23 protein-coding genes and 1 pseudogene are annotated in these 23,495 nt (G+C 61.2%); 13 read left to right on the plus strand and 11 right to left on the minus strand.

Annotated features, from left to right (window positions below; genetic code table 11):
- Nucleotides 1–48: 48 nt before the first annotated feature.
- The 3 genes from PMI09_RS11155 (at nucleotide 49) to PMI09_RS11165 (ending at nucleotide 2,618) form a co-directional block, all read left to right on the plus strand.
- Nucleotides 49–735 (plus strand): ArsR/SmtB family transcription factor, encoded by a 687-nt coding sequence (locus PMI09_RS11155; RefSeq protein WP_007793043.1) that lies wholly within the window; start codon nucleotides 49–51, stop codon nucleotides 733–735.
- 120 nt (nucleotides 736–855) lie between these two features.
- Entirely contained in the window at nucleotides 856–1,545 is a 690-nt protein-coding gene (locus tag PMI09_RS11160; RefSeq protein WP_007793046.1) for an HAD family hydrolase, read from the plus strand.
- Nucleotides 1,546–1,748: 203 nt separating this feature from the next.
- Nucleotides 1,749–2,618 carry an MBL fold metallo-hydrolase gene (locus PMI09_RS11165; RefSeq protein ID WP_007793051.1) on the plus strand — a complete coding sequence of 290 codons (870 nt, stop codon included), beginning with the start codon at nucleotides 1,749–1,751 and terminating at the stop codon, nucleotides 2,616–2,618.
- Between the two features lie 56 nt (nucleotides 2,619–2,674).
- Here the strand turns inward: PMI09_RS11165 and PMI09_RS11170 are convergent, their stop codons facing one another.
- Nucleotides 2,675–3,595, minus strand: coding sequence for a diacylglycerol/lipid kinase family protein (locus tag PMI09_RS11170; protein ID WP_007793053.1), 921 nt, complete (start codon nucleotides 3,593–3,595; stop codon nucleotides 2,675–2,677).
- Between the two features lie 55 nt (nucleotides 3,596–3,650).
- A complete protein-coding gene (locus PMI09_RS11175) occupies nucleotides 3,651–4,298 on the minus strand; it encodes a hypothetical protein (protein WP_193385392.1) in 648 nt (215 codons plus the stop codon).
- 227 nt (nucleotides 4,299–4,525) lie between these two features.
- Between PMI09_RS11175 and thrC the strand changes: the two are divergent.
- The 4 genes and pseudogenes from thrC (at nucleotide 4,526) to PMI09_RS11195 (ending at nucleotide 10,803) form a co-directional block, all read left to right on the plus strand.
- Nucleotides 4,526–5,949: pseudogene (gene thrC, locus PMI09_RS11180) on the plus strand (threonine synthase).
- Nucleotides 5,950–5,952: 3 nt separating this feature from the next.
- Entirely contained in the window at nucleotides 5,953–7,251 is a 1,299-nt protein-coding gene (locus tag PMI09_RS11185) for a M16 family metallopeptidase (protein WP_007793060.1), read from the plus strand.
- Nucleotides 7,252–7,279: 28 nt separating this feature from the next.
- Nucleotides 7,280–7,894 carry a GNAT family N-acetyltransferase gene (locus tag PMI09_RS11190; protein WP_007793062.1) on the plus strand — a complete coding sequence of 205 codons (615 nt, stop codon included), beginning with the start codon at nucleotides 7,280–7,282 and terminating at the stop codon, nucleotides 7,892–7,894.
- Nucleotides 7,891–10,803, plus strand: a complete 2,913-nt coding sequence (locus tag PMI09_RS11195) for a sensor domain-containing phosphodiesterase (RefSeq protein ID WP_007793064.1) — start codon at nucleotides 7,891–7,893, stop codon at nucleotides 10,801–10,803. The genes PMI09_RS11190 and PMI09_RS11195 overlap by 4 nt, the downstream gene beginning before the upstream one ends.
- Before the next feature lie 14 nt (nucleotides 10,804–10,817).
- Here the strand turns inward: PMI09_RS11195 and PMI09_RS11200 are convergent, their stop codons facing one another.
- The gene (locus PMI09_RS11200; protein WP_007793066.1) at nucleotides 10,818–11,882 is read right to left on the minus strand and encodes a zinc-binding metallopeptidase family protein; all 1,065 of its coding nucleotides are present in this window, start codon (nucleotides 11,880–11,882) and stop codon (nucleotides 10,818–10,820) included.
- Between the two features lie 134 nt (nucleotides 11,883–12,016).
- Nucleotides 12,017–12,622: a YqgE/AlgH family protein gene (locus tag PMI09_RS11205; RefSeq protein WP_007793069.1), complete on the minus strand. Its 606-nt coding sequence runs from the start codon at nucleotides 12,620–12,622 to the stop codon at nucleotides 12,017–12,019.
- A 139-nt stretch (nucleotides 12,623–12,761) separates the two neighbouring features.
- On the opposite strand from PMI09_RS11205, the gene PMI09_RS11210 reads away from it, so the two are divergent.
- From PMI09_RS11210 to PMI09_RS11230, 5 genes are all read left to right on the plus strand, one after another.
- Complete coding sequence (locus tag PMI09_RS11210; protein ID WP_007793074.1) at nucleotides 12,762–13,598, plus strand: protein-disulfide reductase DsbD domain-containing protein; 837 nt, start codon at nucleotides 12,762–12,764, stop codon at nucleotides 13,596–13,598.
- Nucleotides 13,599–13,662: 64 nt separating this feature from the next.
- Nucleotides 13,663–14,148, plus strand: a complete 486-nt coding sequence (locus tag PMI09_RS11215) for a peroxiredoxin (RefSeq protein WP_007793077.1) — start codon at nucleotides 13,663–13,665, stop codon at nucleotides 14,146–14,148.
- A 260-nt stretch (nucleotides 14,149–14,408) separates the two neighbouring features.
- Nucleotides 14,409–15,149 (plus strand): metal ABC transporter ATP-binding protein, encoded by a 741-nt coding sequence (locus PMI09_RS11220; protein ID WP_007793080.1) that lies wholly within the window; start codon nucleotides 14,409–14,411, stop codon nucleotides 15,147–15,149.
- On the plus strand, nucleotides 15,146–16,018 hold the full coding sequence (locus PMI09_RS11225; RefSeq protein WP_007793082.1) for a metal ABC transporter permease: 873 nt from the start codon (nucleotides 15,146–15,148) through the stop codon (nucleotides 16,016–16,018). Before PMI09_RS11220 ends, PMI09_RS11225 begins: the two co-directional genes overlap by 4 nt.
- Nucleotides 16,019–16,035: 17 nt before the next feature.
- Nucleotides 16,036–16,935 carry a metal ABC transporter solute-binding protein, Zn/Mn family gene (locus PMI09_RS11230; RefSeq protein WP_007793085.1) on the plus strand — a complete coding sequence of 300 codons (900 nt, stop codon included), beginning with the start codon at nucleotides 16,036–16,038 and terminating at the stop codon, nucleotides 16,933–16,935.
- 34 nt (nucleotides 16,936–16,969) lie between these two features.
- Here the strand turns inward: PMI09_RS11230 and PMI09_RS11235 are convergent, their stop codons facing one another.
- A complete protein-coding gene (locus PMI09_RS11235; RefSeq protein WP_007793088.1) occupies nucleotides 16,970–17,278 on the minus strand; it encodes a Dabb family protein in 309 nt (102 codons plus the stop codon).
- Nucleotides 17,279–17,536: 258 nt separating this feature from the next.
- On the opposite strand from PMI09_RS11235, the gene fdhA reads away from it, so the two are divergent.
- Nucleotides 17,537–18,727 (plus strand): formaldehyde dehydrogenase, glutathione-independent, encoded by a 1,191-nt coding sequence (gene fdhA, locus PMI09_RS11240; RefSeq protein ID WP_007793093.1) that lies wholly within the window; start codon nucleotides 17,537–17,539, stop codon nucleotides 18,725–18,727.
- Nucleotides 18,728–18,795: 68 nt separating this feature from the next.
- On the opposite strand, the gene PMI09_RS11245 is transcribed toward fdhA, so the two are convergent.
- The 6 genes from PMI09_RS11245 to PMI09_RS11270 form a co-directional block, all read right to left on the minus strand.
- On the minus strand, nucleotides 18,796–19,599 hold the full coding sequence (locus PMI09_RS11245; RefSeq protein WP_007793097.1) for an endonuclease/exonuclease/phosphatase family protein: 804 nt from the start codon (nucleotides 19,597–19,599) through the stop codon (nucleotides 18,796–18,798).
- Between the two features lie 92 nt (nucleotides 19,600–19,691).
- Nucleotides 19,692–20,132: a ribonuclease HI gene (rnhA, locus tag PMI09_RS11250; RefSeq protein ID WP_007793101.1), complete on the minus strand. Its 441-nt coding sequence runs from the start codon at nucleotides 20,130–20,132 to the stop codon at nucleotides 19,692–19,694.
- Nucleotides 20,129–21,094, minus strand: coding sequence for a homoserine kinase (locus tag PMI09_RS11255; RefSeq protein WP_007793104.1), 966 nt, complete (start codon nucleotides 21,092–21,094; stop codon nucleotides 20,129–20,131). The genes rnhA and PMI09_RS11255 overlap by 4 nt, the downstream gene beginning before the upstream one ends.
- 109 nt (nucleotides 21,095–21,203) lie before the next feature.
- The gene (ispH, locus tag PMI09_RS11260; protein WP_007793108.1) at nucleotides 21,204–22,205 is read right to left on the minus strand and encodes a 4-hydroxy-3-methylbut-2-enyl diphosphate reductase; all 1,002 of its coding nucleotides are present in this window, start codon (nucleotides 22,203–22,205) and stop codon (nucleotides 21,204–21,206) included.
- Between the two features lie 62 nt (nucleotides 22,206–22,267).
- Nucleotides 22,268–23,017 carry an SURF1 family protein gene (locus PMI09_RS11265; RefSeq protein WP_007793112.1) on the minus strand — a complete coding sequence of 250 codons (750 nt, stop codon included), beginning with the start codon at nucleotides 23,015–23,017 and terminating at the stop codon, nucleotides 22,268–22,270.
- On the minus strand, nucleotides 23,010–23,393 hold the full coding sequence (locus tag PMI09_RS11270) for a DUF983 domain-containing protein (protein ID WP_037082772.1): 384 nt from the start codon (nucleotides 23,391–23,393) through the stop codon (nucleotides 23,010–23,012). Before PMI09_RS11270 ends, PMI09_RS11265 begins: the two co-directional genes overlap by 8 nt.
- Between the last annotated feature and the right edge of the window lie 102 nt (nucleotides 23,394–23,495).

A 23,495-nucleotide genomic window follows, 5' to 3' on the forward strand; every position in this document is an offset into this window, starting at 1 on the left:
CAGTTTTCGCACATTGCGGGACGACGATGCTTCGGTTAGGATCGAAGTATGAAGGAAGGACCTGACATATCCCAGATCGGCGCGCTGATCGGCGACCCCGCCCGTGCCAACATGCTGACCGCACTGATGGGCGGTAAAGCGCTGACGGCGACAGAGCTCGCTGCCGCCGGTGGCATTACTGTGCAGACGGCGAGCACGCATCTCGCCAAGCTGGAGGCCGGTAACCTGCTGGTGCAGCGCAAGCAGGGCCGCCATCGCTACTTCACATTGGCGGATGAGAGCGTTGGCAAGTTCTTGGAAAGCATCATGGGCTTTGCCGCCGGGCGCGGCCATCTGCGCCACAAGCCGGGGCCAAAGGAGCCGGCATTGCGCAAGGCGCGTATCTGCTACGATCACCTCGCCGGCGATTACGGCGTGCGAATGCTCGACAGCCTGATCGCTCGAGGCGCGATCGACGCATTCGGCGATGACCTTGCATTGACGGAGACCGGTGAAAGCGAGCTGACGTGCATCGGCATAGACGTGCAGGCTCTGAAATCGTCGCGACGGCCGCTTTGTCGCTCCTGCCTGGACTGGAGTGAGCGACGGGCGCATCTCGCCGGCGGCCTCGGCAAGGCCCTGCTTTCCAATTTTCTCGACAAAGGCTGGGCCCGCCGCACCGCCGAAAGCCGCTCCGTCGTTTTTTCTCCAGAAGGCGAACGGCAGTTTCTCGCGCTGTTTCCTGCCACCAAATAGCCGCGAACGACCGCAAAATCCAAGCCGCCCGCGGCGCGCAATCCAGCCATGCCTTGCTATCGGTTGAGCTTCGCCCAGGCATCGTGTAAAGGGGCATCATCCCAAACAAGGCGCGAATAAATGGACGGCTTCGACCTCATCATCTTCGACTGCGACGGCGTTCTGGTCGATTCGGAAATCATCGCTGCGGATGTGGAATCCAAGCTTCTCACCGAAGCGGGCTACCCAATCAGCATCGAGGAAATGGGCGAGCGCTTCGCGGGCATGACCTGGCAGAACATTCTCTTCCAGGTCGAGCGCGAGGCCAGCATTCCGATCCCCGCGTCTCTGCTTGACAAGTCCGAGAAGCTGCTCGACCTGCGTCTGGAGCAGGACGTGCAAGCGATATCGGGTGTTGAAGCCGCCCTTTCGCGTCTGCAGCTGAAGCGCTGCATCTGCTCCAACTCCAGCAGCACGCGGCTCGACATGATGCTCGGCAAGGTGGGCCTGAAGCCGCTGTTTGCGCCGCATATCTTCTCGGCCAAGGACCTTGGTCCCGATCGCGTGAAGCCGAAGCCGGACGTCTTCCTGCATGGCGCCAAGCAGATGGGCGTTTCGCCTGACCGCGCCGTTGTCGTCGAAGACTCCGTTCACGGCGTCCACGCCGCGCGTGCAGCAGGCATGCGCGTCATCGGCTTTACCGGCGCATCACACACCTATCCGGCGCATGCCGACAGGCTGACCGATGCCGGCGCCGAAACAGCCATCTCCCGCATGAGCGACCTGCCCGGCGTCGTTGCCGCGCTCGCCGAGTGGGAAGGCGTTCTGTAACGTCGGTTACTCTCGAGCGCAGGCGCTCGCCCGGCCCTATCCGGCGTCCAACTCCAAAGTCGGTTGCAGCGTCGAAACGCTGCCACCGATTTGGCTATGGGATGGGGTGCTTTGTCGGACGGTAGAATTTCGCTCTCTGCACCGAGACAGATCGGAACCATTCAGCTATCGGAGTGATCTCTGTCTGATGGAGGCCGTCTCGCATGACTATTTCCGTGGAATTATGCTCCTATCCCGAGCTTGACGATCGGATCACCATCGTCAGGGCGGGAGACGAGGTTGACGCCATCTTCGTGCGCACGGAGAGATTTAACGTCCTGATCGACACTCTCGGAACGCCTGAGCTATGTCGGATGGCACTGGATCTCCTTGATGAGGACGTGCGCGCTCGTCCTCTGATCGTCGTAAATTCGCACATGGACTGGGATCATTTCTGGGGCAACGCTGCGATTGCCGGGAAAGCCCCTATTGTCGCCCATGCTGCTGCACGTGAACGTCTGAACGACCCCTCCTCCCTCCAAGTTCTGAACGAGAAGATAGGCGAGGATTCGCGGTTTCAAAACGTCGAGCTCATAGCGCCTGACATCACCTTTTCAGGTTCGATGACCCTTCATGGCGGCGATCTCACGCTCGAGCTAATTCACACACCGGGGCACACGCCTGACCATATTGCGGTGTGGATTCCGGAAATCCGTGTCTGCCTGGCTGTCGACGCGGTGGAATACCCTATTCCGGAGGTCTGGAGCAAAACCGCCAGTGATCTCCGGCTAATCTGCTCATCCCTCGAACGAATACGTGACTTGGACGCTAGATTTGTCATCCCTGCCCACGGAAAGACGCTCTCGCCTTCCACTGTGAACGACAACTTGTCATACTTCCGAGAATTGGCTGCCCGCGTCGAAAACTTAAACGAGTGGGAGCTATCCAACTCCGAGCTGGCCAAATTGATGGACCTTCGACTTCAGGATTTCGTAGCCATCCCGGCCGACATGCCGCCGCGGGTGGTGGAATTTTATGAAAGGTGTCACGGAACCAACCTCGGGGCGACAGTTCAAGCACGCATAGAGGGTTGAGTTTCTCGCAAGCACCACAGGTCTGCTGATCACTCCCTCGCTAGCCCTCGCAATCGCTAGATTTTCAGGCCGAGGACGCCGGCGAGCATCTCAAAGCGCGCCGGAAGTTTCCCGGGTGCCTCGCCGTCGCTATCGATGGGAATCGGCTCCTTGCAGATCGGCCATGCTTCGACGAGCCTGGCGCGATGGATGCTGACAAGCGGGCTCCTGACGTGGCCGCCGCCATAGATGCTGTTCATCAGCGACAGCACCTTCAGCCTGCCGGCGCCGCGGATGATGACTACGTCGAACAGGCCATCGGCAACATCCGCGTCGGGAGCCACTTTCATGCCACCACCGAACCAGGCGCCGTTGGCAACGGCGACCGCCGTGATCGGACCGTCATAGACATCCTCGCCATCCAGCCGAAGGCGGATATTGCGCGGCTTGTAGCGCAGGATCTGCAATAGGCTGTGGAAGAGGAAGACCATCGGTCCCGGCAGCCGTTGGCCCGTGCGCGCCTCGTTGACGGCACGCACGATATGACCAGACACGCCAAAGCTTGCGATATTGGCAAAGTGGCGCGTCACCGTGTCGCCGTCCTCATCGTCGCAGGTCAGCAGCCCGGCATCGATCTGCCGCACGGACGGAGACATCAGCCCTTCGGCGATCTTGGCAGGGTCGCGCGATATCGGGAAATTGCGGGCGAAGTCGCAGCCGGTCCCGGTGGCGATGAACGAGAAGGCCGTAGCCGGCCGCTGCGATTTCAGAATGCCGCCGGCCACCTCGCCGATCGTCCCGTCGCCGCCGACGGCGATCACAAGGTCGGCGCCATCATCTGCCAGTTCGCGCCCGAAGCGCCCGGCATCGCCGAAGCCCTTGGTTTCACGCAGGCTGAGATCGGTGAATCTCGCCTCGATGGCGCGCCGCAGCGTCGACCAGAACAGTTTCTTTCCGCGCCCGCCGGACGCCGGGTTCAAAACGATACCGATTTTCAAGCGGTCTGCGCTCCCCGCGCCAGCCAGCATAGCGAAGCGGAAATAAGGACGTTTTTCAGGCCTTCTTCTTTTTCGTCGACACCGGTCCCTGATCGAAACCAATGTTTACGCGCACCAGCGCGCCAGAGCCGACAGGAAGCTTGATGCCGTCCTTGCGGAACAGGGCCTGCGTGGCGCCGGAGCCGACCTCGACCGGGAAGTTCGTCACTTCCGAATAGAGCGCATCCTCGCCGTCGTAGACCGTGATACGGACCGGAAGCGTGACTTTGCCAGACGAACCGCTCGGACCAGCGAGAACGCGAAGTTGGGCAACCACCGTCATCGTCAGGTTCGTGTCGTTGAGGCTGCACTGGCGGCTGTAGTCGCCGATCGATGCCTGGTAGGCGAGTTTCTCCGCATCACCGGTCCTGGCTCCGCCGGCATAAGTCCGGAAGATTGCGTCGCTGTCCTTCATGAACATCTGCGGGCACGCGCCCTGGACAACCGAGGCAGTGGCGCCCGACGCGGTCTTGGCGGTACCGATCGAAGGATCGTTGGACGACGGGTTGGTTGGCGCCAGCGGCATGATCTGCCCATTGCTATTCGACTGGGCCGGTGCCGTTGCGCTGTCCGAGCCACCGCCGACGCCAAGGGAGTTGCAACCGGCAAGAATTGCCGCAAGCGAAGCTGAAACGATGAGACGCGAGACCTTGCCAAGCACGATTTTCCACCCTCTCCACAAAGTTTTTTGGCAGGCCCAATCACTTGATGGCAGGCCTTTCGTGACAGTTTGCGATGGTCTATATCAGCGGCGCAAACAAAAATCGATTGGGTAAGAACCGTTTTGATGCACATTTCGGGATTGCAGGCGATGGCCGGCAGGGCAAGCGAGATGCGGCGCGAGGCATACTTTCCCTCCAACCCGGACTTTCTCCGGCCGGCACATCAAGGATGACGACAGTGGATTATATCTCGACCCGCGGCGAAGCCCCTTCCCTCGGTTTCTGCGATGCATTGCTGGCGGGTCTGGCGCGCGATGGCGGCCTTTATGTGCCGCGCAAGTGGCCGCATTTCTCAAAAAAGGAAATTCGGGCGCTTCGCGGCAAGAGCTATCAGGAGATTGCCTTCGCCATCCTGTTGCCCTTCACCAATGGCGAGATTCCGGGCGAGACCTTCCGTTCGATGATCGACGAGGCGTATGGGACTTTCCGCCACCCGGCGATCGCCCCGCTTGTGCAGGCCGGTCCGAACAGCTTCGTCATGGAACTCTTCCACGGCACGACGTTGGCTTTCAAGGATGTCGCCATGCAGCTGCTCGCCCGGCTGATGGACTACGCGCTGGAAAAGCGCGGCGAGCGCGCGACCATCGTCGGCGCAACCTCCGGCGATACCGGGGGGGCCGCCATCGACGCCTTTGCCGGCCGCGAACGCACCGACATCTTCATTCTCTTCCCGAACGGCAAGGTGTCGCCGGTGCAGCAGCGTCAGATGACGACCTCCACCGCCTCCAACGTTCACGCGCTTGCCGTCGAAGGCAATTTCGACGATTGCCAGAACCTCGTCAAAGCGATGTTCAACGACGCGCCGTTCCGCGATCGTGTCAAACTCTCTGGCGTCAACTCGATCAACTGGGCCCGCATCATGGCCCAGATTGTCTACTACTTCACGACGGCAATCGCGCTCGGCGGCCCGGACCGTAAGATTTCGTTTACCGTGCCGACCGGCAATTTCGGCGACATCTTTGCCGGTTACTGCGCAAAGCGCATGGGCCTGCCGATCGGCAAACTTGTCGTTGCCACCAACGAGAACGATATCCTGGAGCGCACGCTGAAGACCGGCCGCTACGAGATGAAGGCGGTGAAGGCCACAACCTCGCCCTCGATGGACATCCAGATCTCCTCGAACTTCGAGCGTCTGCTGTTCGAGGCCTATGATCGCGACGCTTCCAAGGTCCGCGCGGCGATGAATAGTCTGAAGCAATCCAACGGCTTCGAGATTGCGAAGGAGGCCCTTGCCTTCATCAAGAAGGACTTCCGCGCCGGCCGCGCCAGCGAGAAACAGGTCGCCCAAACGATCAAGAAAACCCATGCCGAAACCGGCTATCTCCTCGATCCGCATTCGGCGATCGGCGTCTTCGTTGCGGCAAAGCACGAGAAACCGAACACGCCGATGGTTACGCTTGCCACCGCGCACCCGGCGAAATTCCCGGCCGCCGTAAAATCCGCCTCCGGTATTGACCCCGCGCTTCCGACGTGGCTTGCTGATCTGATGCACAAGGAGGAGCGCTTTCAGATCGTGAAGCCTGAGCTCAAAGCCATTGAGACCTTCATCGGCGAGCATAGTCGGGCCTAAGTAAAGCAGGCGCAGAAAGATAGCCAATGACAGTTGAGTGCACCCGGCTCAAATCCGGGCTGACAGTAGTCACACAGACCATGCCGCATCTGGAAAGCGTTGCGCTGGGAGTTTGGATCAAATCAGGATCGCGCAACGAGACGACAGACGAGCATGGCATTGCCCACCTGCTCGAGCACATGGCCTTCAAGGGCACGGCGCGCCGCAGCGCGCGCGAAATCGCCGAAGAGATCGAGGATGTCGGCGGCGAGGTCAATGCCGCGACCTCCACGGAAACGACCTCCTACTATGCCCGCGTTCTCAAGGACCATGTGCCGCTTGCCGTCGACATCCTTGCCGATATCCTGACGGAATCGGCCTTCGAGGAGGAAGAACTCGAGCGCGAAAAGCAGGTCATCCTGCAGGAAATCAACGCCGCAAACGACACGCCTGACGACGTCGTTTTCGACAAGTTCTCAGAAACCGCTTATCGCGACCAGACGCTCGGCCGGGCGATCCTCGGTACGCCGCAAACCGTGGTGTCGTTCACGCCGCAGCAGATCCGTGGCTATCTCAGCCGCAATTACACGACCGACCGGATGTTCGTCGTCGCGACCGGCGCCGTCCAGCACGACGAGTTTGTTCGCATGGTCGAGGATCGCTTCGCCAGCCTTCCCACCTCTCCATCGGCAACGCCCGTGATGGAGCCGGCAAAATATATCGGCGGCAACATCCGCGAGACGCGCGACCTGATGGATGCGCAGATTTTGCTCGGCTTCGAAGGCAAAGCCTATCACGCCCGCGACTTCTACTGTTCGCAGATTCTCGCCAACATCCTCGGCGGTGGCATGTCGTCCCGCCTGTTCCAGGAAGTGCGCGAGATCCGCGGTCTCTGCTACTCCATCTATGCCTTCCACTGGGGCTTTTCCGATACCGGTATCTTCGGCATCCATGCCGCCACCGGCGGCGAGAACCTGCCGGAACTGGTGCCCGTTATCATTGACGAGCTTCACAAGTCGGCAGCAACCATCGAGCAGAAGGAAATCGAACGCGCCCGCGCCCAGATCCGCGCCCAGCTGCTGATGGGTCAGGAAAGTCCAGCCGCCCGCGCCGGTCAGATCGCAAGGCAGATGATGCTTTACGGCCGCCCGATCTCCAACCAGGAGATGATGGAACGGTTGGAAGGCATTACGGTCGGGCGACTGACGGATCTTGCTGGACGCCTGTTCTTCGACACCGTGCCGACGCTCTCGGCCATCGGCCCGCTCGAACATTTGGCTCCGATGGAAGACATCGCCGCATCTCTTTCCTCGCCCGCTCCTCAGAGCAAACAGGCCCTCGTCTGACCTGATATCCATGTGCCGGGGGTGATCGATGGCAAAATCGGTTTTTCGGTTCCTGTCGCGGCAACCGGATTCAGTGGAACTCGAGAACGAGCACTATGTGCTGCGCCTACCGCGCTACCAGGATTTCAACCAGTGGCATAAGTTGCGGGCGGCCAGCCGGCAGTTTCTGGAACCCTGGGAGCCGACATGGCGCCGCGACGAGTTGACCGAGGGCGCCTACCGCGCCCGCGTCATCCGCGGCAAGCAGGAATACGCCTCCGGCCAGGCCATCCCGCTCTTCCTCTTTCACAAGCAGAATATGACGCTGCTCGGCGGCATCACGATCGGCTACATCAGGCGCGGTGCGGCACAAAGCTGCATGATTGGCTACTGGATGGGCGAGGCATACGCCGGCCAGGGCCACATGTTCGCCGCACTTCAATTGGTTATACCCTATATCTTCGCAGGGCTTGAGTTGCACCGTATCGAAGCAGCCTGTATTCCAGACAATGCTCGGAGCATCCGCCTGCTTGAAAAAGCCGGGTTTCAGCGGGAAGGTTATCTGCGCGGATACTTGAAAATCAACGGTCAGTGGCACGACCATGTGATGTTCTCATTGCTCGCCACCGACACCGATAAAGGCAGGATAACCGACAGCCGATGACTAACAATCGCATGCTGCTCTCATCACCGGCCGGACGATTGATCGCGGTGATCGCAGCTCTCTTGCTGTCAGCCTTCATGCTAGCGGCAGGCCATGTTCAGGCAGCCGAACCGGTCAAGATCTCCCGTGACGATACAGCGCTCGATCTGACTGCCACGACGGAAATCTACGCCAACCAAGGGGAAGCCTTTCAAGTCTCGACGGCTGCCGGTGCCGATGGTATCCGCCGCCGTATTGAGGTACGTGCCAGCTCCGACAACCACCAGGGCGACTGGGCCGTCTTCGCGCTCGCCAACGTCTCCGACGAGCAGCTTGAGCGCGTGATCGTGGCGCCCCATTTCCGCCTGGTGAATTCGAAGCTGTTCTGGCCCGACCTCGGTTCGCAACGCATCATCGCCATTACGCCGAGCGAAGGTTTCGCGCTCGATCGGCAGCCGAGCGACGAGGCCGACGTGTTCCGCATCACGCTCAACCCCGGTGCGGTGATCACCTTCGTTGCCGAACTGACGACGCCGGAACTGCCGCAGATCTATCTCTGGGAACCGGACGCCTACAAGGACACGATCAACGCGTTTACGCTTTATCGCGGCATCGTGCTCGGCATTGCCGGCCTGCTCGCGGTGTTCCTGACGATCCTTTTCGTGGTCAAGGGCACGTCCATGCTGCCGGCGACGGCCGCGCTAGCCTGGGCGGTGCTCGGCTATATCTGCGTCGACTTCGGATTTCTCGGCAAGCTGATCAGCATCGCTTCAGCCGACCAGCGAATATGGCGCGCCTGCGCCGAAGTCGCCCTCGCCTCCAGCTTCGTCATCTTCCTATTCACGTACCTCAACCTAAACCGCTGGCACACGCATCTCGGCTACCTCACGCTCGCCTGGGTGCTCGGCCTGGCGCTGCTCTTCGGCGTCGCGATCTATGACCCGGCAATCGCCGCCGGCATCGCGCGCCTGTCGTTTGCGCTGACGGCGACGATGGGTCTTCTGCTGATCGTCTATCTCGGCCTCAACCGCTATGACCGCGCTATTCTTCTGGTGCCGGCCTGGGCGCTGATCCTCGTCTGGATCTTCGGAGCCTGGCTGACGATCACCGGCCGGCTCGACAACGACATCATCCAGCCGGCTCTAGGCGGTGGCCTTGTTCTCATCGTCTTGCTGATCGGCTTTACCGTCATGCAGCATGCCTTTGCCGGCGGCGCGTTCCAGCAGGGTCTGTTTTCCGATCTGGAGCGTCAATCGCTGGCTTTGACAGGCTCGGGCGATATGGTTTGGGACTGGGACGTGGCGCGCGACCGCGTCGTCACGATCCCGGATGTTTCCGTCAAGCTCGGCTTACCGCCCGGCGCGATGCATGGCGCTGCCCGCAACTGGCTGCCGCGGCTCCATCCCGACGATCGCGACCGCTTCCGGGCAACCCTCGACGTCCTGCTCGAACATCGCCGCGGCCGACTGAACCACGAATTCCGCATCCGCGCCGAAGATGGTCATTTCCACTGGCTTCTTATCCGCGCGCGGCCGGTGCTCGGCTCCAACGGCGAGATCATCCGCTGCGTCGGCACCATCGTCGACGTCACCGAACAGAAGAACTCAGTCGAACGACTGCTGCACGACGCGCTGCACGACAACCTGACCGGTTTGCCGAACCGCCAGTTGTTCCTCGATCGCCTGCAGGCCGTGCTTGCATTGGCACCCGGCGGCGAAACGCTGCGCCCGACGGTGATGGTGATCGATATCGATCGCTACAAGCTGGTGAACGATACGCTCGGGATCGCCGCCGGCGACAACATCCTGATCGCACTCACGCGCCGTCTGCGTCGTCTTCTCAAACCGCAGGACACGCTCGCACGCCTTTCCGGCGACCAGTTCGGCCTTATCCTGACTTCCGAGCGTGACCCGACGAAGGTGGCAGACTTCGCCGACGCGATCAGCAAGGCGATCATGGTGCCGATCAACTTCGCCAATCGCGAGATCATCCTGACGGCGTCGATCGGCCTTGCCTCCTTCGTCGATCAGCAGGAAAGCGCCGCTGGAATGCTCAGCGATGCGGAGCTCGCGATGTACCGGGCCAAGCGCGCCGGCGGCAATCGCGTTGAGCCGTTCCAGCCCGCCTTCCGCGATTTCGGCGCCGACAGGCTGCAGCTCGAATCCGATCTGCGCCGCGCCATCGAGCGCAAGGAACTGTCGATGGTCTACCAGCCGATCGCCGGGCTGGAGGACGTGGAGATCGCTGGCTTCGAAGCCCTTATGCGATGGGAGCATCCGAAGCGCGGCAGCATCCCGCCTTCGGAGTTCATTCCGATTGCGGAGACATCCGATATCATCGACATGCTGGGCATCTTTGCCCTGGAGCAGGCGACGAACGACCTGATGGGTTGGGAGAACCAGACCGGCGAGCTGCCGATCTTCGTCTCGATCAACCTCTCCAGCGCACAGCTGCTGAACAACGAGCTTTATGAAGATGTCCGCTCGGTGCTGGCGAAGACCCATTGCGATCCTTCGCGTTTGAAGCTCGAGCTGACGGAATCCATGGTCATGGAGAACCCGGAACAGGCGCGCCTTGTGCTCGAGAAGCTGCGAGAAATGGGGCTCGGCCTTGCGCTTGACGATTTCGGAACCGGCTATTCCTCCCTTGCCTATCTGACGCGCTTCCCGTTCGACACGATCAAGCTCGACAAGACGATGGTGTGCGATGCGAGCGACAAGAAGGCGACCGTGCTCCGCTCGGTGATCGCCATGGCCCGCGAGCTTGACATGAAGGTCGTCGCCGAGGGGATCGAGTCCAACGAGGATGCGATCGAGCTCGCCAAGATGGGCTGCACCTTTGGGCAAAGCTACCTCTTCGGACCGCCAATGGCATCGGAGTCCGTCTTGCGCCTGCTGAAGGAGCGGTTCCCGCTGACGAAGCGCGCCTAAGCTGCCCGCAGCCGTCAGATGCCACGTTGCTGGACGAGCTGATGCACATATTCCAGCTTGGCCACCACAGGCGGTGACAAGACGAACGGATAGGAGTACGGCTGGCCCATGCTGCGCTGGATGGCGTTGATCGCCACGCTTAGCGGAATCCAGGCGCTGACAAGCTGCTCGGCGCTGCGCGCCCGATACGGATTGAAATCGACCTCCGCCGCCATTTCCTCGTGCCCACGTGGATCGATCGCAATGCCGAAGGTGTGTGCCGTCTCCAGGGCGTCGACAATGTGGAGATAGTGGGCGAAACATTCTGCGAAGTCCTCCCAGGGATGGGCAGCCGCATAGGCGCTGATAAAGTTGTCCTGCCATCCTGATGGCGCGCCATTCGCATAGTGGTTCTGCAGCGCGGCGGCGTAGTCCTGGCGCTCATCGCCGAAGATCGCGCGAAAGCCGTCGAAGGCGTTGCGGTCGCGAACCAGTTTGTTCCAGATGAAATGCCCGGTTTCATGTCTGAAATGGCCAAGCAGCGTACGATAGGGCTCGTTCATCGACGTGCGCGCCAGTTCGCGGGTGACGCCGTCCGCCTCCGCCGCGCGGATCGCAATCACCCCTTCCTTGTGGCCCGTCATCGCGGCAACGACGTTGCCGTCGCTCTGCACAGTGTCCTCGAGGAAATCGAAGACCATGCCACCGTCTGGATCCTGCTGCCGATCTGGATGCGGAAGCTTCAACCGCAGGAGGGAATAAAACAAATGCCGTTGCGCTTGACCGATGTTTCGCCAGCGGTCTACGCCGTCCAGCGTATTGGTGTTCGGCACCAGTCGATTGTGGCGGCAGGCGAGGCAGAAATCGCCGTCATCCCCCTCACCGATCAGCCAGTTGCAGATGTCGAGCCCGGCGTTGGCGCAAAAGCGAACATGCCCATCCCGGCGGCCTGCGACCTGCCATCCGTCATCATCCAGCGGCTCCAGCGCACGCATGGCAAGGTCATGCGGCAGGAACCCGAGCCGATGGCTGCACCGGACGCATTGGCGGTTGTCGAAATGCACAACCTGATCGCAGTTGTCGCAGGCAAACAGTCGCATCGCGCTCCTCGCGGATCCCGTCATCGAAAAGCCCGCGACACGGGATGCAGCGGGCATGCGCAGTTACCGCCAGACGGCGTTCATGCCCGCCGCGGCGCCAGGAGAACGCGTTTTTGTGCAGATCGTCCCGCGGGTCAGGCGTGGCCGGCCTCGGCCGAAAGCATGGCGGCATTGATACCCATGGTGGCCAGAGCGCGCTCGTACTTGTCGTCGAGGCTGCGGTCGAAGATCAGTTCTTCGCTGGCCGGGCATGTGAGCCAACCGTTGTTGCCGACTTCGGCCTCCAGTTGACCTGCGCCCCAGCCGGCATAGCCGAGCAGCATGGTGGCTCGCTTCGGCCCCTTGCCCTTGGAGATCGCCCTGATGATGTCGAGCGTCGCTGTCATGCAGATATCGTCACTGACGGGAATGCTGGAATCGCATAGATAGTCATCGGAATGCAGGACGAAGCCGCGGCCGCTTTCCACCGGCCCGCCGGTCTGGATCGGGCAATCGCGCGCATGTGGGGGAAGGACGATGGCCTCCTCGTCCTTGATCATTTCGAGGTGCAGGAGAACGTCGGTAAAGGTCAGGTTCTGCGGGCGGTTGATCACGAACCCCATCGCGCCAGCATCCGAATGGGCGCAGATATAGATCACTGTGCGGGCGAAGTTGCGATCCTCCATGCCCGGCATGGCAATGAGAAACTGGCCGTCGAAGAAACCACGTTCTCTTTTGTTTTTCAGGGTCGCCAAGGACATCATTCCTCCTCTGCCAGACCGCACGAGGCCCCGACACCATGAGCATGAGCCAATGTCACAGATCAATCAACTGAAAATGAAGACTTAAGTGATGACGAGTTCTAGCCGAGCATGAGGATTTTCAATAAACGGTTGATCCATGGAGACTATTTCACTCGCCGTTCGCCCATTCTGGCCCGCCTCGTGCCTGCTCGTGGTCATCTTGCAGCTTTCCCCGCCGGCTCGGGCGGAGATGAGCGCCTGGGCCGACAATGAGGGCGGCCGGATGCGGCTGATTGCGCTTTCGCCTGATGCAAGCGGGAAGATACGTGCCGGCCTGCAAATCGAGCCGAAGCCGGGCTGGATCACCTATTGGCGCGAGCCCGGGAATAGCGGCATCCCGCCCCAAGTCAGCTTCTCCTCGGACGCCGTCTTCCTTGACAAGATGAGCTATCCGATCCCGAAGCATATCGTCGATGGAAAGGTCGACGAGGTCGCCTACGACGCGTCGGTGACGTTCCCGCTGCAACTCACCGCAAAAGACGCCGCCACTCACGAGATCAAGGCAAATGCCTTCATCGGCATCTGCAAGGAAATCTGCATCCCCTTTCAGGCTGAGTTATCGCTGACCTTTGAGCCGTCGGCTCAATCGCGCCCAGCCGAGGAGGCAATTCTCAAGGCTGCCGCTGCCACCTTGCCGGAAGCCGCCTCCTCCGAATTCAAAGTCGACCACCACACCCTGTCGGCGGACACGACGGAACTTTCACTCAGCATTACCCTGCCGGAGAGCGGCGAAAGCGCACCCGAGGTGATTGTGGCAGGCCCGAGCGGGCACGTCTTTACCAAGCAGATGGCGACCCACCGCGACGGCAACAGATTCACGACAAAACTTGCCGTTGGCAAGCTTCCCAAGGGATACAACGTCCACGGAAAGACATGGAGCGCGCTCGTCATCGATGGCTCGCGCGCGATCGAGACGCCGCTTGTCTTTGAGTAATCGCGGTCTATAGTCGCGCCAAAATCGCGGTATTTGCACCGCCATACATGACAAGGAGACGTCCATGACCATCGCAATCGGCGACAAGCTTCCTCCGGCCACCTTCAAGGAAAAGACGTCGGATGGCCCGGTCGAGATCACCACGGAGCAGCTCTTCAAGGGCAAGCGCGTTGTTCTCTTTGCGGTCCCCGGCGCGTTTACGCCCACCTGCTCGCTGAACCACCTGCCGGGCTATCTGGAGAACCGCGACTCCATCCTTTCCAGGGGCGTTGACGATATCGCCGTCGTCGCCGTCAACGATTGGCACGTGATGGGCGCCTGGGCCCAGTCTTCCGGCGGCATGGGCAAGATTCACTTCCTTGCCGATTGGGACGCGGGCTTCACCAAGGCGCTCGGTCTTGACGCCGACCTTTCGGCCGGCGGCCTCGGCGTTCGGTCGAAGCGCTACTCCATGCTTATCGACGATGGCGTCGTGAAATCACTGAACGTTGAAGAGAGCCCAGGCCAGGCTACGGTTTCCGGTGCTGCGACAATGCTGGAGCAGCTGTAAAGCTTCACTGACCCACCATCTCAAGGCGGCCCTCGCGGCCGCTTTTCTGTTTCGCCGCTTAATTTCAGGCGTTGCCATTTTTTCGCCCCATTTGTTATAACATAACACGTAATGTTATTACATTTTGGTACAAGCATGCGTTTCTCAAAGTTTCCAACCTGTCCGGGCCTGATGGCGCTCTCCGCCGGACGTCGTGTCTTCTATGTCGCTTTAATCGGTATCCCGCTCTGGGCGGCGATCCATTGGGCAACGCTGCTGCCATGAGCGACATCGCGATTGAGCTTGAGGATCTGACCGTCGCCTACGAACGGCATCCCGCCGTGCATCATGTTTCCGGAACGATTGCGGCCGGCAGCCTGACTGCGATTGCCGGCCCAAACGGAGCCGGCAAATCCAGCCTGTTGAAAGCTATCATAGGAGAGCTCCGTCCCTCCTCCGGCACAATAAGGCACCGGTTGAAGCGCACGGATTTCGGCTATCTGCCACAGGCAGCCGACATCAACCGCCGCTTTCCGATCTCGGTGCTCGACACGGTTCTGCTGGGATCCTGGCGGCAAGCTGGAGCCTTCTTAAACATTGCATCGGCCGACCGCGGCAGAGCGCACGACGCACTGGGCGTGGTGGGGCTGGAGGGCTTCGAACGGCGGAGCATCGCATCGCTGTCGGCGGGCCAGTTTCAACGCGTGCTGTTTGCGCGGCTGCTCCTGCAGGACGCGAGTGTCATTCTTCTTGACGAGCCGTTCACGGCCATCGATGGCCGCACGACTCGGGATCTTCTGGAGATCGTTGCGGACTGGCATGGCGAAGGCCGAACGGTCCTTGCCGTCCTGCACGATTTCGAGCAGGTCCGTGCCCACTTTCCGCGAACACTCCTACTTGCGCGCGAAGTTATCGGCTGGGGGGCAACGGCGGATGTCATGTCCCCGGCGAACCTGCGCAAAGCGTGGGTGACGGCCGAGCGGTGGGACGAGAGCGCCGGTATTTGCGAGCCCGCGAGATGACCGCCTACGATCTCCTTCTCGCGCCCTTCGCCGATTATGGCTTCATGCGCCGCGCGCTTGTCGCTTGCCTATGTCTGGGACTTGGCTCCGGGCCGATCGGGGTCTTCCTGATGCTACGGCGAATGAGCCTCGTCGGCGATGCGATGAGCCATGCCGTGCTGCCCGGCGCGGCCATCGGCTACCTTGTGGCCGGCTCGCTCTCGCTGACGGCGATGGGCCTCGGCGGGCTTGTTGCCGGGCTTTCTGTTGCACTGCTGTCCGGCATGGTCAGCCGCGTGACGTCCTTACAGGAGGATGCGAGCTTTGCCAGCTTCTACCTGTCCTCGCTGGCGCTCGGCGTGCTCATCGTTTCGTTACGCGGTTCGAATATCGACCTGTTGCACGTCCTGTTCGGCACCATTCTCGCGATCGATGCGCCTGCCCTTTATGAGATCGGCGTCATCAGCACGGTGACCCTGATGACGCTCGCGATCATCTACCGGCCGCTGGTCGCGGAATGCTTCGATCCCGGCTTTCTCCGGGCCATCGGCGGGCGTGGACCGATCTATCACTTTCTCTTCCTGCTATTGGTGGTGCTCAATCTTGTCGCCAGTTTTCAAGCCTTGGGAACGCTGATGGCGGTCGGGCTGATGATGCTGCCGGCGGCGATCGCCCAGCTCTGGTCGCGTAGTCTACCATCCATGATGGCGATTGCGGCTGCGAGCGCCACTGCCTCCGGCTATCTCGGGCTCATCGCCTCCTACCATCTCGAATTCGCCTCCGGACCGACGATCATCATGACGGCGGCGCTGATCTATGGCCTTTCCATCTTCCTCGCCCCGTCGGGCCTTGCCTGGCGGTATTTCCCTCGCCCGCACCTGAAGGGCTGACAACCCTGGAGACCCTCATGATTTCCCGCAGACTGCTTTTCTCAGTGATGCTCCCCGCGCTCGTGGCGTTTTCGACGACATCGGCGTCTGCCGCGACGCTGAAGGTCGTCGCGTCCTTTACGGTGCTTGCCGACGTGGTCCGCCAGGTAGGCGGCGACCGTGTGACGGTCACAAGCCTCGTCGGCCCGAACGGCGACCCCCATGAGTTTGAACCGTCGCCGAGCGACGCAAAGAACCTCAATGCGGCACAGGTGGCTTTCGTCAGCGGCGAGGGTCTGGAGGGCTGGATGGACCGCCTGATCACCGCCTCAGGCTACAAGGGCAAACCGGTTGTCGTCTCGGAGGGGATAAAGTTCCGCACCATGGACGAGAACGGGCAGACGGTCACCGATCCGCACGTCTGGAACAGCCCGGTCAACGTCAAGGTCTGGGTCGCCAACATCGAGCAAGCGCTCGCGAAGGCCGCGCCGGCCGATGCTACGGCGTTCAAGACCAATGCCGAGACCTATCTGAAGAAGCTCGACGCGCTCGATGCCTACGCGCATTCGAAGCTCGAGACCATTGCTGCCGCCCATCGCAAGGTCCTGACCAGCCACGACGCCTTCGGCTATTTCGGTCGCGAGTATGGCGTGCAGTTCCTCGCCCCGATCGGCGTCTCGACGGAGAGCGAAGCCTCTGCCGCAGATGTCGCCAAACTGATCGAGCAGATCAAGGCCGAGCACGTGAAGACGTATTTCTTCGAGAACTCCAACGATCCGCGCCTCGTCAGGCAGATCGCAAGGGCGACGGGGGCAGAGCCTGGCGGCGAGCTCTATGTCGAGTCTCTTTCGGACGCCAAGGGGCCGGCATCAACCTACGAGAAGATGTTCCGCTACAATGTCGACCAGCTCGTTGCGGCAATGGCAAAGGCCAGCTGATGACAAAAGCTGGGCCGCGCAACGCGGCCCAGCCTCAATAATTGAGATCGAATACGATCAGGCCGCCCAAGCCGCCGTCCGTCGAGGAGACGATGCGCTCGCCGACGCCGACATGCTCTGGATGCACGAGGTAGGCGTCGCGCGCTTCCGCGCTTTCGAAGGTCACGGCAAAACCGTCGACGTAGCCCGCATGCAGCCCCTCCGGCGAGACATTCGGGCCATACTTGATATCGATGATGCCGGGAATCACCTGCTTCAATGCGACGATCGCGTCAAACAAGGACTGCTTTTCTTCCCCTGTCATGGCTGCCTTCAGCCGCATTAGCACGCAGTGCAGGATCATGTGGTAACCTCCCGGATCCATTTTCAGGCGAGCATAAGGAGAAACGTCGCAGGGGCAAGTGACAAGGATGTGCCGTTTTGAAGACATCCCCATCTGAATGGCCTCGGCAAACGCCGGTGTGCAAGACGCGGCCAATTCGGCGCCGTAAACCGTCGTAAATGGAACTGCGCGTCCTACATTCTCGTCTAATCTGTCGGTATCCAGTGCGCGGGGAAGAGGAGCCCTGCACTAGACACATTTTCAACGGAGGAGATGGAAATGAGCAAGAACCGAGGCGTCGTCTACATGCGGCCGGGCAAGGTCGAAATCCACGACATCGACGATCCGAAGCTTGAGGCGCCCGATGGCCGCCGCATCGAGCACGGCGTCATCCTGAAAGTGATTTCCACCAACATCTGCGGGTCGGACCAGCACATGGTCCGCGGCCGAACCACTGCCATGCCTGGCCTCGTACTCGGTCATGAAATTACCGGCGAGATCATCGAAAAAGGCATCGACGTGGAGATGCTTCAGATCGGCGATATCGTCTCCGTGCCATTCAACGTCGCCTGCGGCCGCTGCCGTTGCTGCAAGTCGCAGGACACCGGCGTCTGTCTGACGGTCAATCCGTCGCGCGCCGGCGGCGCCTACGGATATGTGGACATGGGCGGCTGGATCGGCGGGCAGGCCCGCTATGTCACCATTCCCTACGCTGATTTCAATCTGCTGAAATTCCCAGACCGCGACAGGGCCATGGAGAAGATCCGCGATCTGACCATGCTCTCCGATATCCTGCCAACCGGTTTCCATGGCGCGGTGCGCGCTGGTGTTGGCGTGGGATCCACCGTCTATGTCGCCGGCGCCGGCCCGGTCGGGCTTGCGGCGGCCGCGTCTGCCCGCATCCTCGGTGCTGCTGTCGTGATGATCGGCGACTTCAACAAGGATCGCCTTGCCCATGCCGCCAAGGTCGGCTTCGAGCCGATCGACCTGTCGAAGAGCGACCGGCTTGGTGACATGATCGCGCAGGTGACCGGCAGCAACGAAGTGGACAGCGCCATCGACGCCGTCGGCTTCGAGGCGCGCGGCCACAGCGGCGGCGAGCAGCCGGCGATCGTTCTGAACCAGATGATGGAGATCACCCGCGCGGCAGGCTCGATCGGCATTCCCGGCCTTTACGTGACCGAGGACCCCGGTGCTGTGGACAATGCCGCCAAGCACGGCAACCTGTCGCTGCGCTTCGGCCTCGGCTGGGCAAAGGCACAGTCCTTCCATACGGGTCAGACACCGGTGCTCAAGTACAACCGCCAGCTCATGCAGGCGATCCTGCACGACCGGTTGCCGATCGCCGATATCGTCAACGCCAAGGTCATTCCTCTCGAAGATGCAGTGCAGGGTTACGAGAGCTTCGACCACGGCGCGGCAACGAAGTTCGTGCTCGACCCGCACGGCGAAGTCGCCAAGGCAGCATAGTCGACAAGCCTCCCAAGGCTCGGCGCAGCGGATGCCTCCTGCACCGCTGCGCCATCCTGCAGTGTTCCCTATGCGATCTCCAGCAACAGGGCCCGATGGTCGGAAACCTCGGGCTCTTCAATGACGTCGAACGCCACGACGTCAACGTTTGCTGTGACCAGCATATAGTCGGCGTAGCGGCCCTCCTTGATGTAGTGCGAGGTTCGCGTATCCATGTGACCGCGCGAGGTCACGAGGTCGGTGAGGCTGAGGTCGGCGAGTGCGCCGAACATGACACTGTCGGGGAGCACATTGAAATCGCCGCAGACGACCAGCGGCTCGCCTTCGCGCCATATGCGGCGGATGAGAGCAATCAAGGCATCCGCCTGCCCGCGGCGTGCAGCCGTGTCGCCCTTGCCGGCAAGGTCGCGCAAGCCATGCAGCTGTGCGACGGTGATCGGGCGATTGGTGCGATAGTCGAACAGGCGAAGGCACTGCGCATTGCGCGCGCGGGGGTGCACGCCATAGCCATCGCTCGAGAAGTCGCCGTGCACGAAATCCATCGCCTGGCCGATGATCGGGTGGGACTGGCGCACGAAGGTTGCGAGGCCGAACTCCGACATGACAGAGGTCTCGCCTTCGAACAGTTCGCCCCGCGCGGTCGGCGCGAACAAGGCATCGTGTGCGGGAAGGATCGCCTTGATCTCGGCAAACAGGTTAGCGCGTTGCGGCAGGATATGACTTCCGTCGCGGTAGACCAGCCAGTCACTGGAAACGGTCACCGAACGCGTGATTTCTTGCAGGCAGAGAACATCGGCGTCGATCTCGGCGAGGTAGGGAATGAGCGGCGCGTGCAGCTTTCCGCCCCATGCATTCAACGAGACAATCCGCATGACATCCCCCCCCGGTCTGTGCCAAGCGTTTCCTTGCAGATGCAACGAAACGCTTGATGTCCTTGTTTCTGCGAAAGTCTGAGCGGCAAGCTCTAGCGTTTCTTGAACGGCTCCATGCCTTTGCGGGCGAGCTCGTCGGCGCGCTCGTTTTCCGGATGGCCGGCGTGCCCCTTGACCCAGTGCAGAGTGACTTTGTGCCTGTTGCGGGCTTCCTCGAGCGCCTGCCAGAGCTCGGCATTCTTCACCGGCTTCTTGTCGGCGGTCTTCCAGCCGTTCTTCTTCCAGCCGAAGATCCACTTGGAGATACCGTCCTTGACGTAGACGCTGTCCGTGTAGAGGTCGACCTCGCAGGGCGTCTTCAGCGCCGACAAGGCGGAGATCGCTGCGAGCAGTTCCATACGGTTGTTGGTTGTCTCCGCCTCGCCGCCGAAGAGTTCCTTTTCCACCTCGCCGTAGCGCAGCACCGCCCCCCAGCCGCCGGGGCCGGGATTGCCCGAGCAGGCGCCGTCCGTGAAGATATCGACGTGCTTCATGCTGCAAGCCCATATTCGGCGGCAGAGGCGATCTGCCGATGGAAGCGCAGCTTGCGCAGATATTCGAGCGGATCCTTCTTGGTGACCAGCGCACCCTCGGGCGTCGTCAGCCAGTCGTAGAGGCGCGTCAGGAAGAAGCGCAGCGCCGAGCCGCGAGCCAGGATCGGCAGCGCGGCCAGCTCGGCTGCGCTCAGCGGCCGGACGCTCTGGTAGCCTTCCAGTATCGCCATCCCCTTGGTGATGTTGTAGGCGCCGTCCTTTTCGAAACACCAGGCGTTGAGGATGATCGAGACGTCGTAGGCAAGCAGGTCGTTGCAGGCGAAATAAAAGTCGATCAGGCCTGACAGACCGTCGCCGAGGAAGAAGACGTTATCGGGGAAGAGATCGGCGTGGATGACGCCATCGGGCAGATCCTTCGGCCAATGGGCGGCGAGGAAATCGAGCTCGCTGCCGATTTCGTTCTGCAGCCCCTTTTCCACCTCGTCGGCGCGGGCTTCCGACTTCTCCCAGAGCACCTTCCAGCCATCGACCGACAACGCGTTCGGCCGCTTCAGTTCGAAGCCTTCGCCGGCGACATGCATCTGCGCCAGTGCCTTGCCGACTTCACGGCAATGCTTGGCCTCCGGCTTGCGCAGCCACATGCCTTCCAGGAAGGAGATCAGCGCTGCCGGGCGATCGGAAAGCGTGCCGAGCAAGGCGCCGTCCTTTCTGGGCAGTGGCAGCGGGCAGGACAGACCGCGGGCGGCCAAATGCTGCATCAGCCCCAGGAAGAAGGGCAGGTCGCTCTTCTCGACGCGCTTCTCGTAAAGGGTGAGGATCAGCGGGTCCTTGGTGGTGTGCAGCAGGAAGTTCGAGTTCTCGACGCCTTCCGCGATGCCCTTGTAGGACAGCAGCGTGCCGGCATCGTACTCGGTCAGGAACCACTTCAAATCGTCTTCGGAAATATCGGTATAGACTGCCAATTTACGTCCCGCGAAAATGGTTGATCAGTTGAAGGCCACCACCCGGTCCGGGCGCTGGCAGGCGCTGCAATCGTCGCTCGACGATTGCTCCCGCATCGCGGGACCCGCCTCATCCGTTTACGAAAGCCATGTCGGCCGACGTCAGCTCTATGTTGCGCAGCTCGCGGTTGACGAGGAAATGCTCGTTTTCCTGAACCGTCTCCGCAAGCTCGACCTTGGCGTCGAAGCGTGCGCGGAAGGCCTCGATGATCTCGTTGACGATCACCTCGGGTGCCGATGCGCCTGCGGAAAGCCCAAGTGTGGAGATCGGGCCGATCTCATCCCAATCGAGCTCCGAGGCGCGTTGCACGAGGAGCGACTTCTTGGCCCCTGCCCTGAGCGCCACCTCGACGAGCCGCTTGGAATTCGACGAATTCGGCGCTCCCACGATGATGAAGAGGTCGCAGCCGGGCGCTGCCTGCTTGACCACTTCCTGGCGGTTGGTCGTGGCGTAACAGATCGAGTCGGCCGCCGGCGCCGTCAGATTGGGGAAGCGTTCCTGCAGGCGCGCGATGACGCCGGCCGTGTCGTCCACCGACAGTGTCGTCTGCGTCACGTAACCAAGATTGTCCGGATCGGCGGGCTCATAGACGCCGGCGTCCTCGACCGTCTCGATGAGGGAGACGGAACCCTCCGGTAATTGGCCCATCGTGCCGATGACTTCAGGGTGACCGGCATGGCCGATGAGCACCACATGGCGACCGAGTCGGCTGTGGCGCATCGCCTGCTTATGGACCTTCGACACCAGTGGACATGTGGCATCGAGGTAGAAGAGGTTGCGGGCGCTCGCATCTTCCGGAACCGATTTCGGAACGCCATGGGCGGAGAAGACGACCGGCTGGGCGCGGTGCTCTTCGGGAATCTCATCGAGCTCTTCGACGAAGACCGCGCCCTTGGCTTCAAGGCCTTCGACCACATAGCGATTGTGGACGATCTCATGGCGGACATAGACCGGCGCACCGTAGGATTTCAGCGCCAGCACGACGATCTGGATAGCGCGGTCGACGCCGGCACAAAAGCCGCGCGGTCCGCAGAGCCTGATCGTCAAAGGGGGTTTCGCCGCAATATTCATGTCTGTTCCGGTTCATAGGGATAGGGCTCTCTAGCCCAATATAGGCAAGAATTGAAGCGATACTATTGCGCTGGTCCCCGCTTACGGAAACGGGCGACCACGACGATGATCACGAGCGTTGCCGCGAGCCCATACCATGTGAAGGCATATTGCAGATGGTTGTTGGGCAGATCGACATCAGTGACGCCGCCGATCGGCAGCCCCTTCGGATTGGGGGTATCGTCCGCGTCCACGAAGAAGGGAACGACCTGGGCCTTGTCAAGGTCGACGCTGGAAGCCATCACATCGAGGTCTTTCCAGTAGAAGATGTTCTTGGCGACGTCGTTGTCGGGCACGACCCAGGATGGCTTGCCAGCTAGTTTCGCACGGGCAAGACCGGTGACCGTTTGCTGATCGGTCAGTTGGCCCTGCATGCGCATTTCCGGTTCCTTGTTCTCGTAAGGAACGAAACCGCGATTGACGAAGAGATAGCGGCCATCGGCAAGCTGCAGCGGCGTGTAAACGTAAAAGCCCGTTCGGCCGTGCCAGGTGGCGAAGAAGTGCCGCTCCTTGCTGTTGACGTATTCGCCGCTGACCGTGACGTGGCGATAATCGATATCCTCGCCCTTTGCCGCCAACGCTTCGATATCTGCGAGCGATGCCGGCGGCGCCTGGCGGCGCTCGGCGATATCGGCGAGCAGCTTCTCCTTCCACTGCAGCCGCTCGACCTGCCAAGTGCCGAGCGAAAGGAGGATGGCCAGCGCAATAAGCACCGCGATGCCGGTGAGGACCGACCGCTTTCGGCGAGACGCCGAAACATGAAATTCAGTCACGCGAAAGACGCCCTTCCCTGGCGTTGTGGCGATACTGCATCGCGATCAGGATCCCCTTGCACCAGCGAAGCGCAAGCAGGGAGAGAATGATGGTCAGGGGGACGAACAGCAGAATGTGCAGCCAGATCGGCGGCGCGTAGTTGACCTCCAGCCACAGCACCGAGCCGATAACGATGAAGCCAACAATGAGAATGACGAACACCGCTGGGCCGTCGCCGGCATCGGCAAAGGCGTAGTCGAGATCACAGGCCGAGCAGCTCGGCTTCAGCGCCAGCAGGCCGTTAAAGAGCTTTCCCTGGCCGCAGCGCGGGCAGCATCCCTTGATGCCTGTCTTCACCGGATCGACCGGCGGGAAATGCGCGCTGTCCTCGTTCATGCCATCCTTCCAATTGCCTATGGCCAACCGGGGCCTCCGCCATAACTCACCCATAAAGTATTCGCAGAGGGAAAGGAAATACCTGCGCTCTTTCGCCTCAGC

Origin of the sequence: Rhizobium sp. CF122, assembly GCF_000282035.1 — a bacterium.
In the GTDB taxonomy this organism is placed as follows: Bacteria; Pseudomonadota; Alphaproteobacteria; order Rhizobiales; family Rhizobiaceae; genus Rhizobium.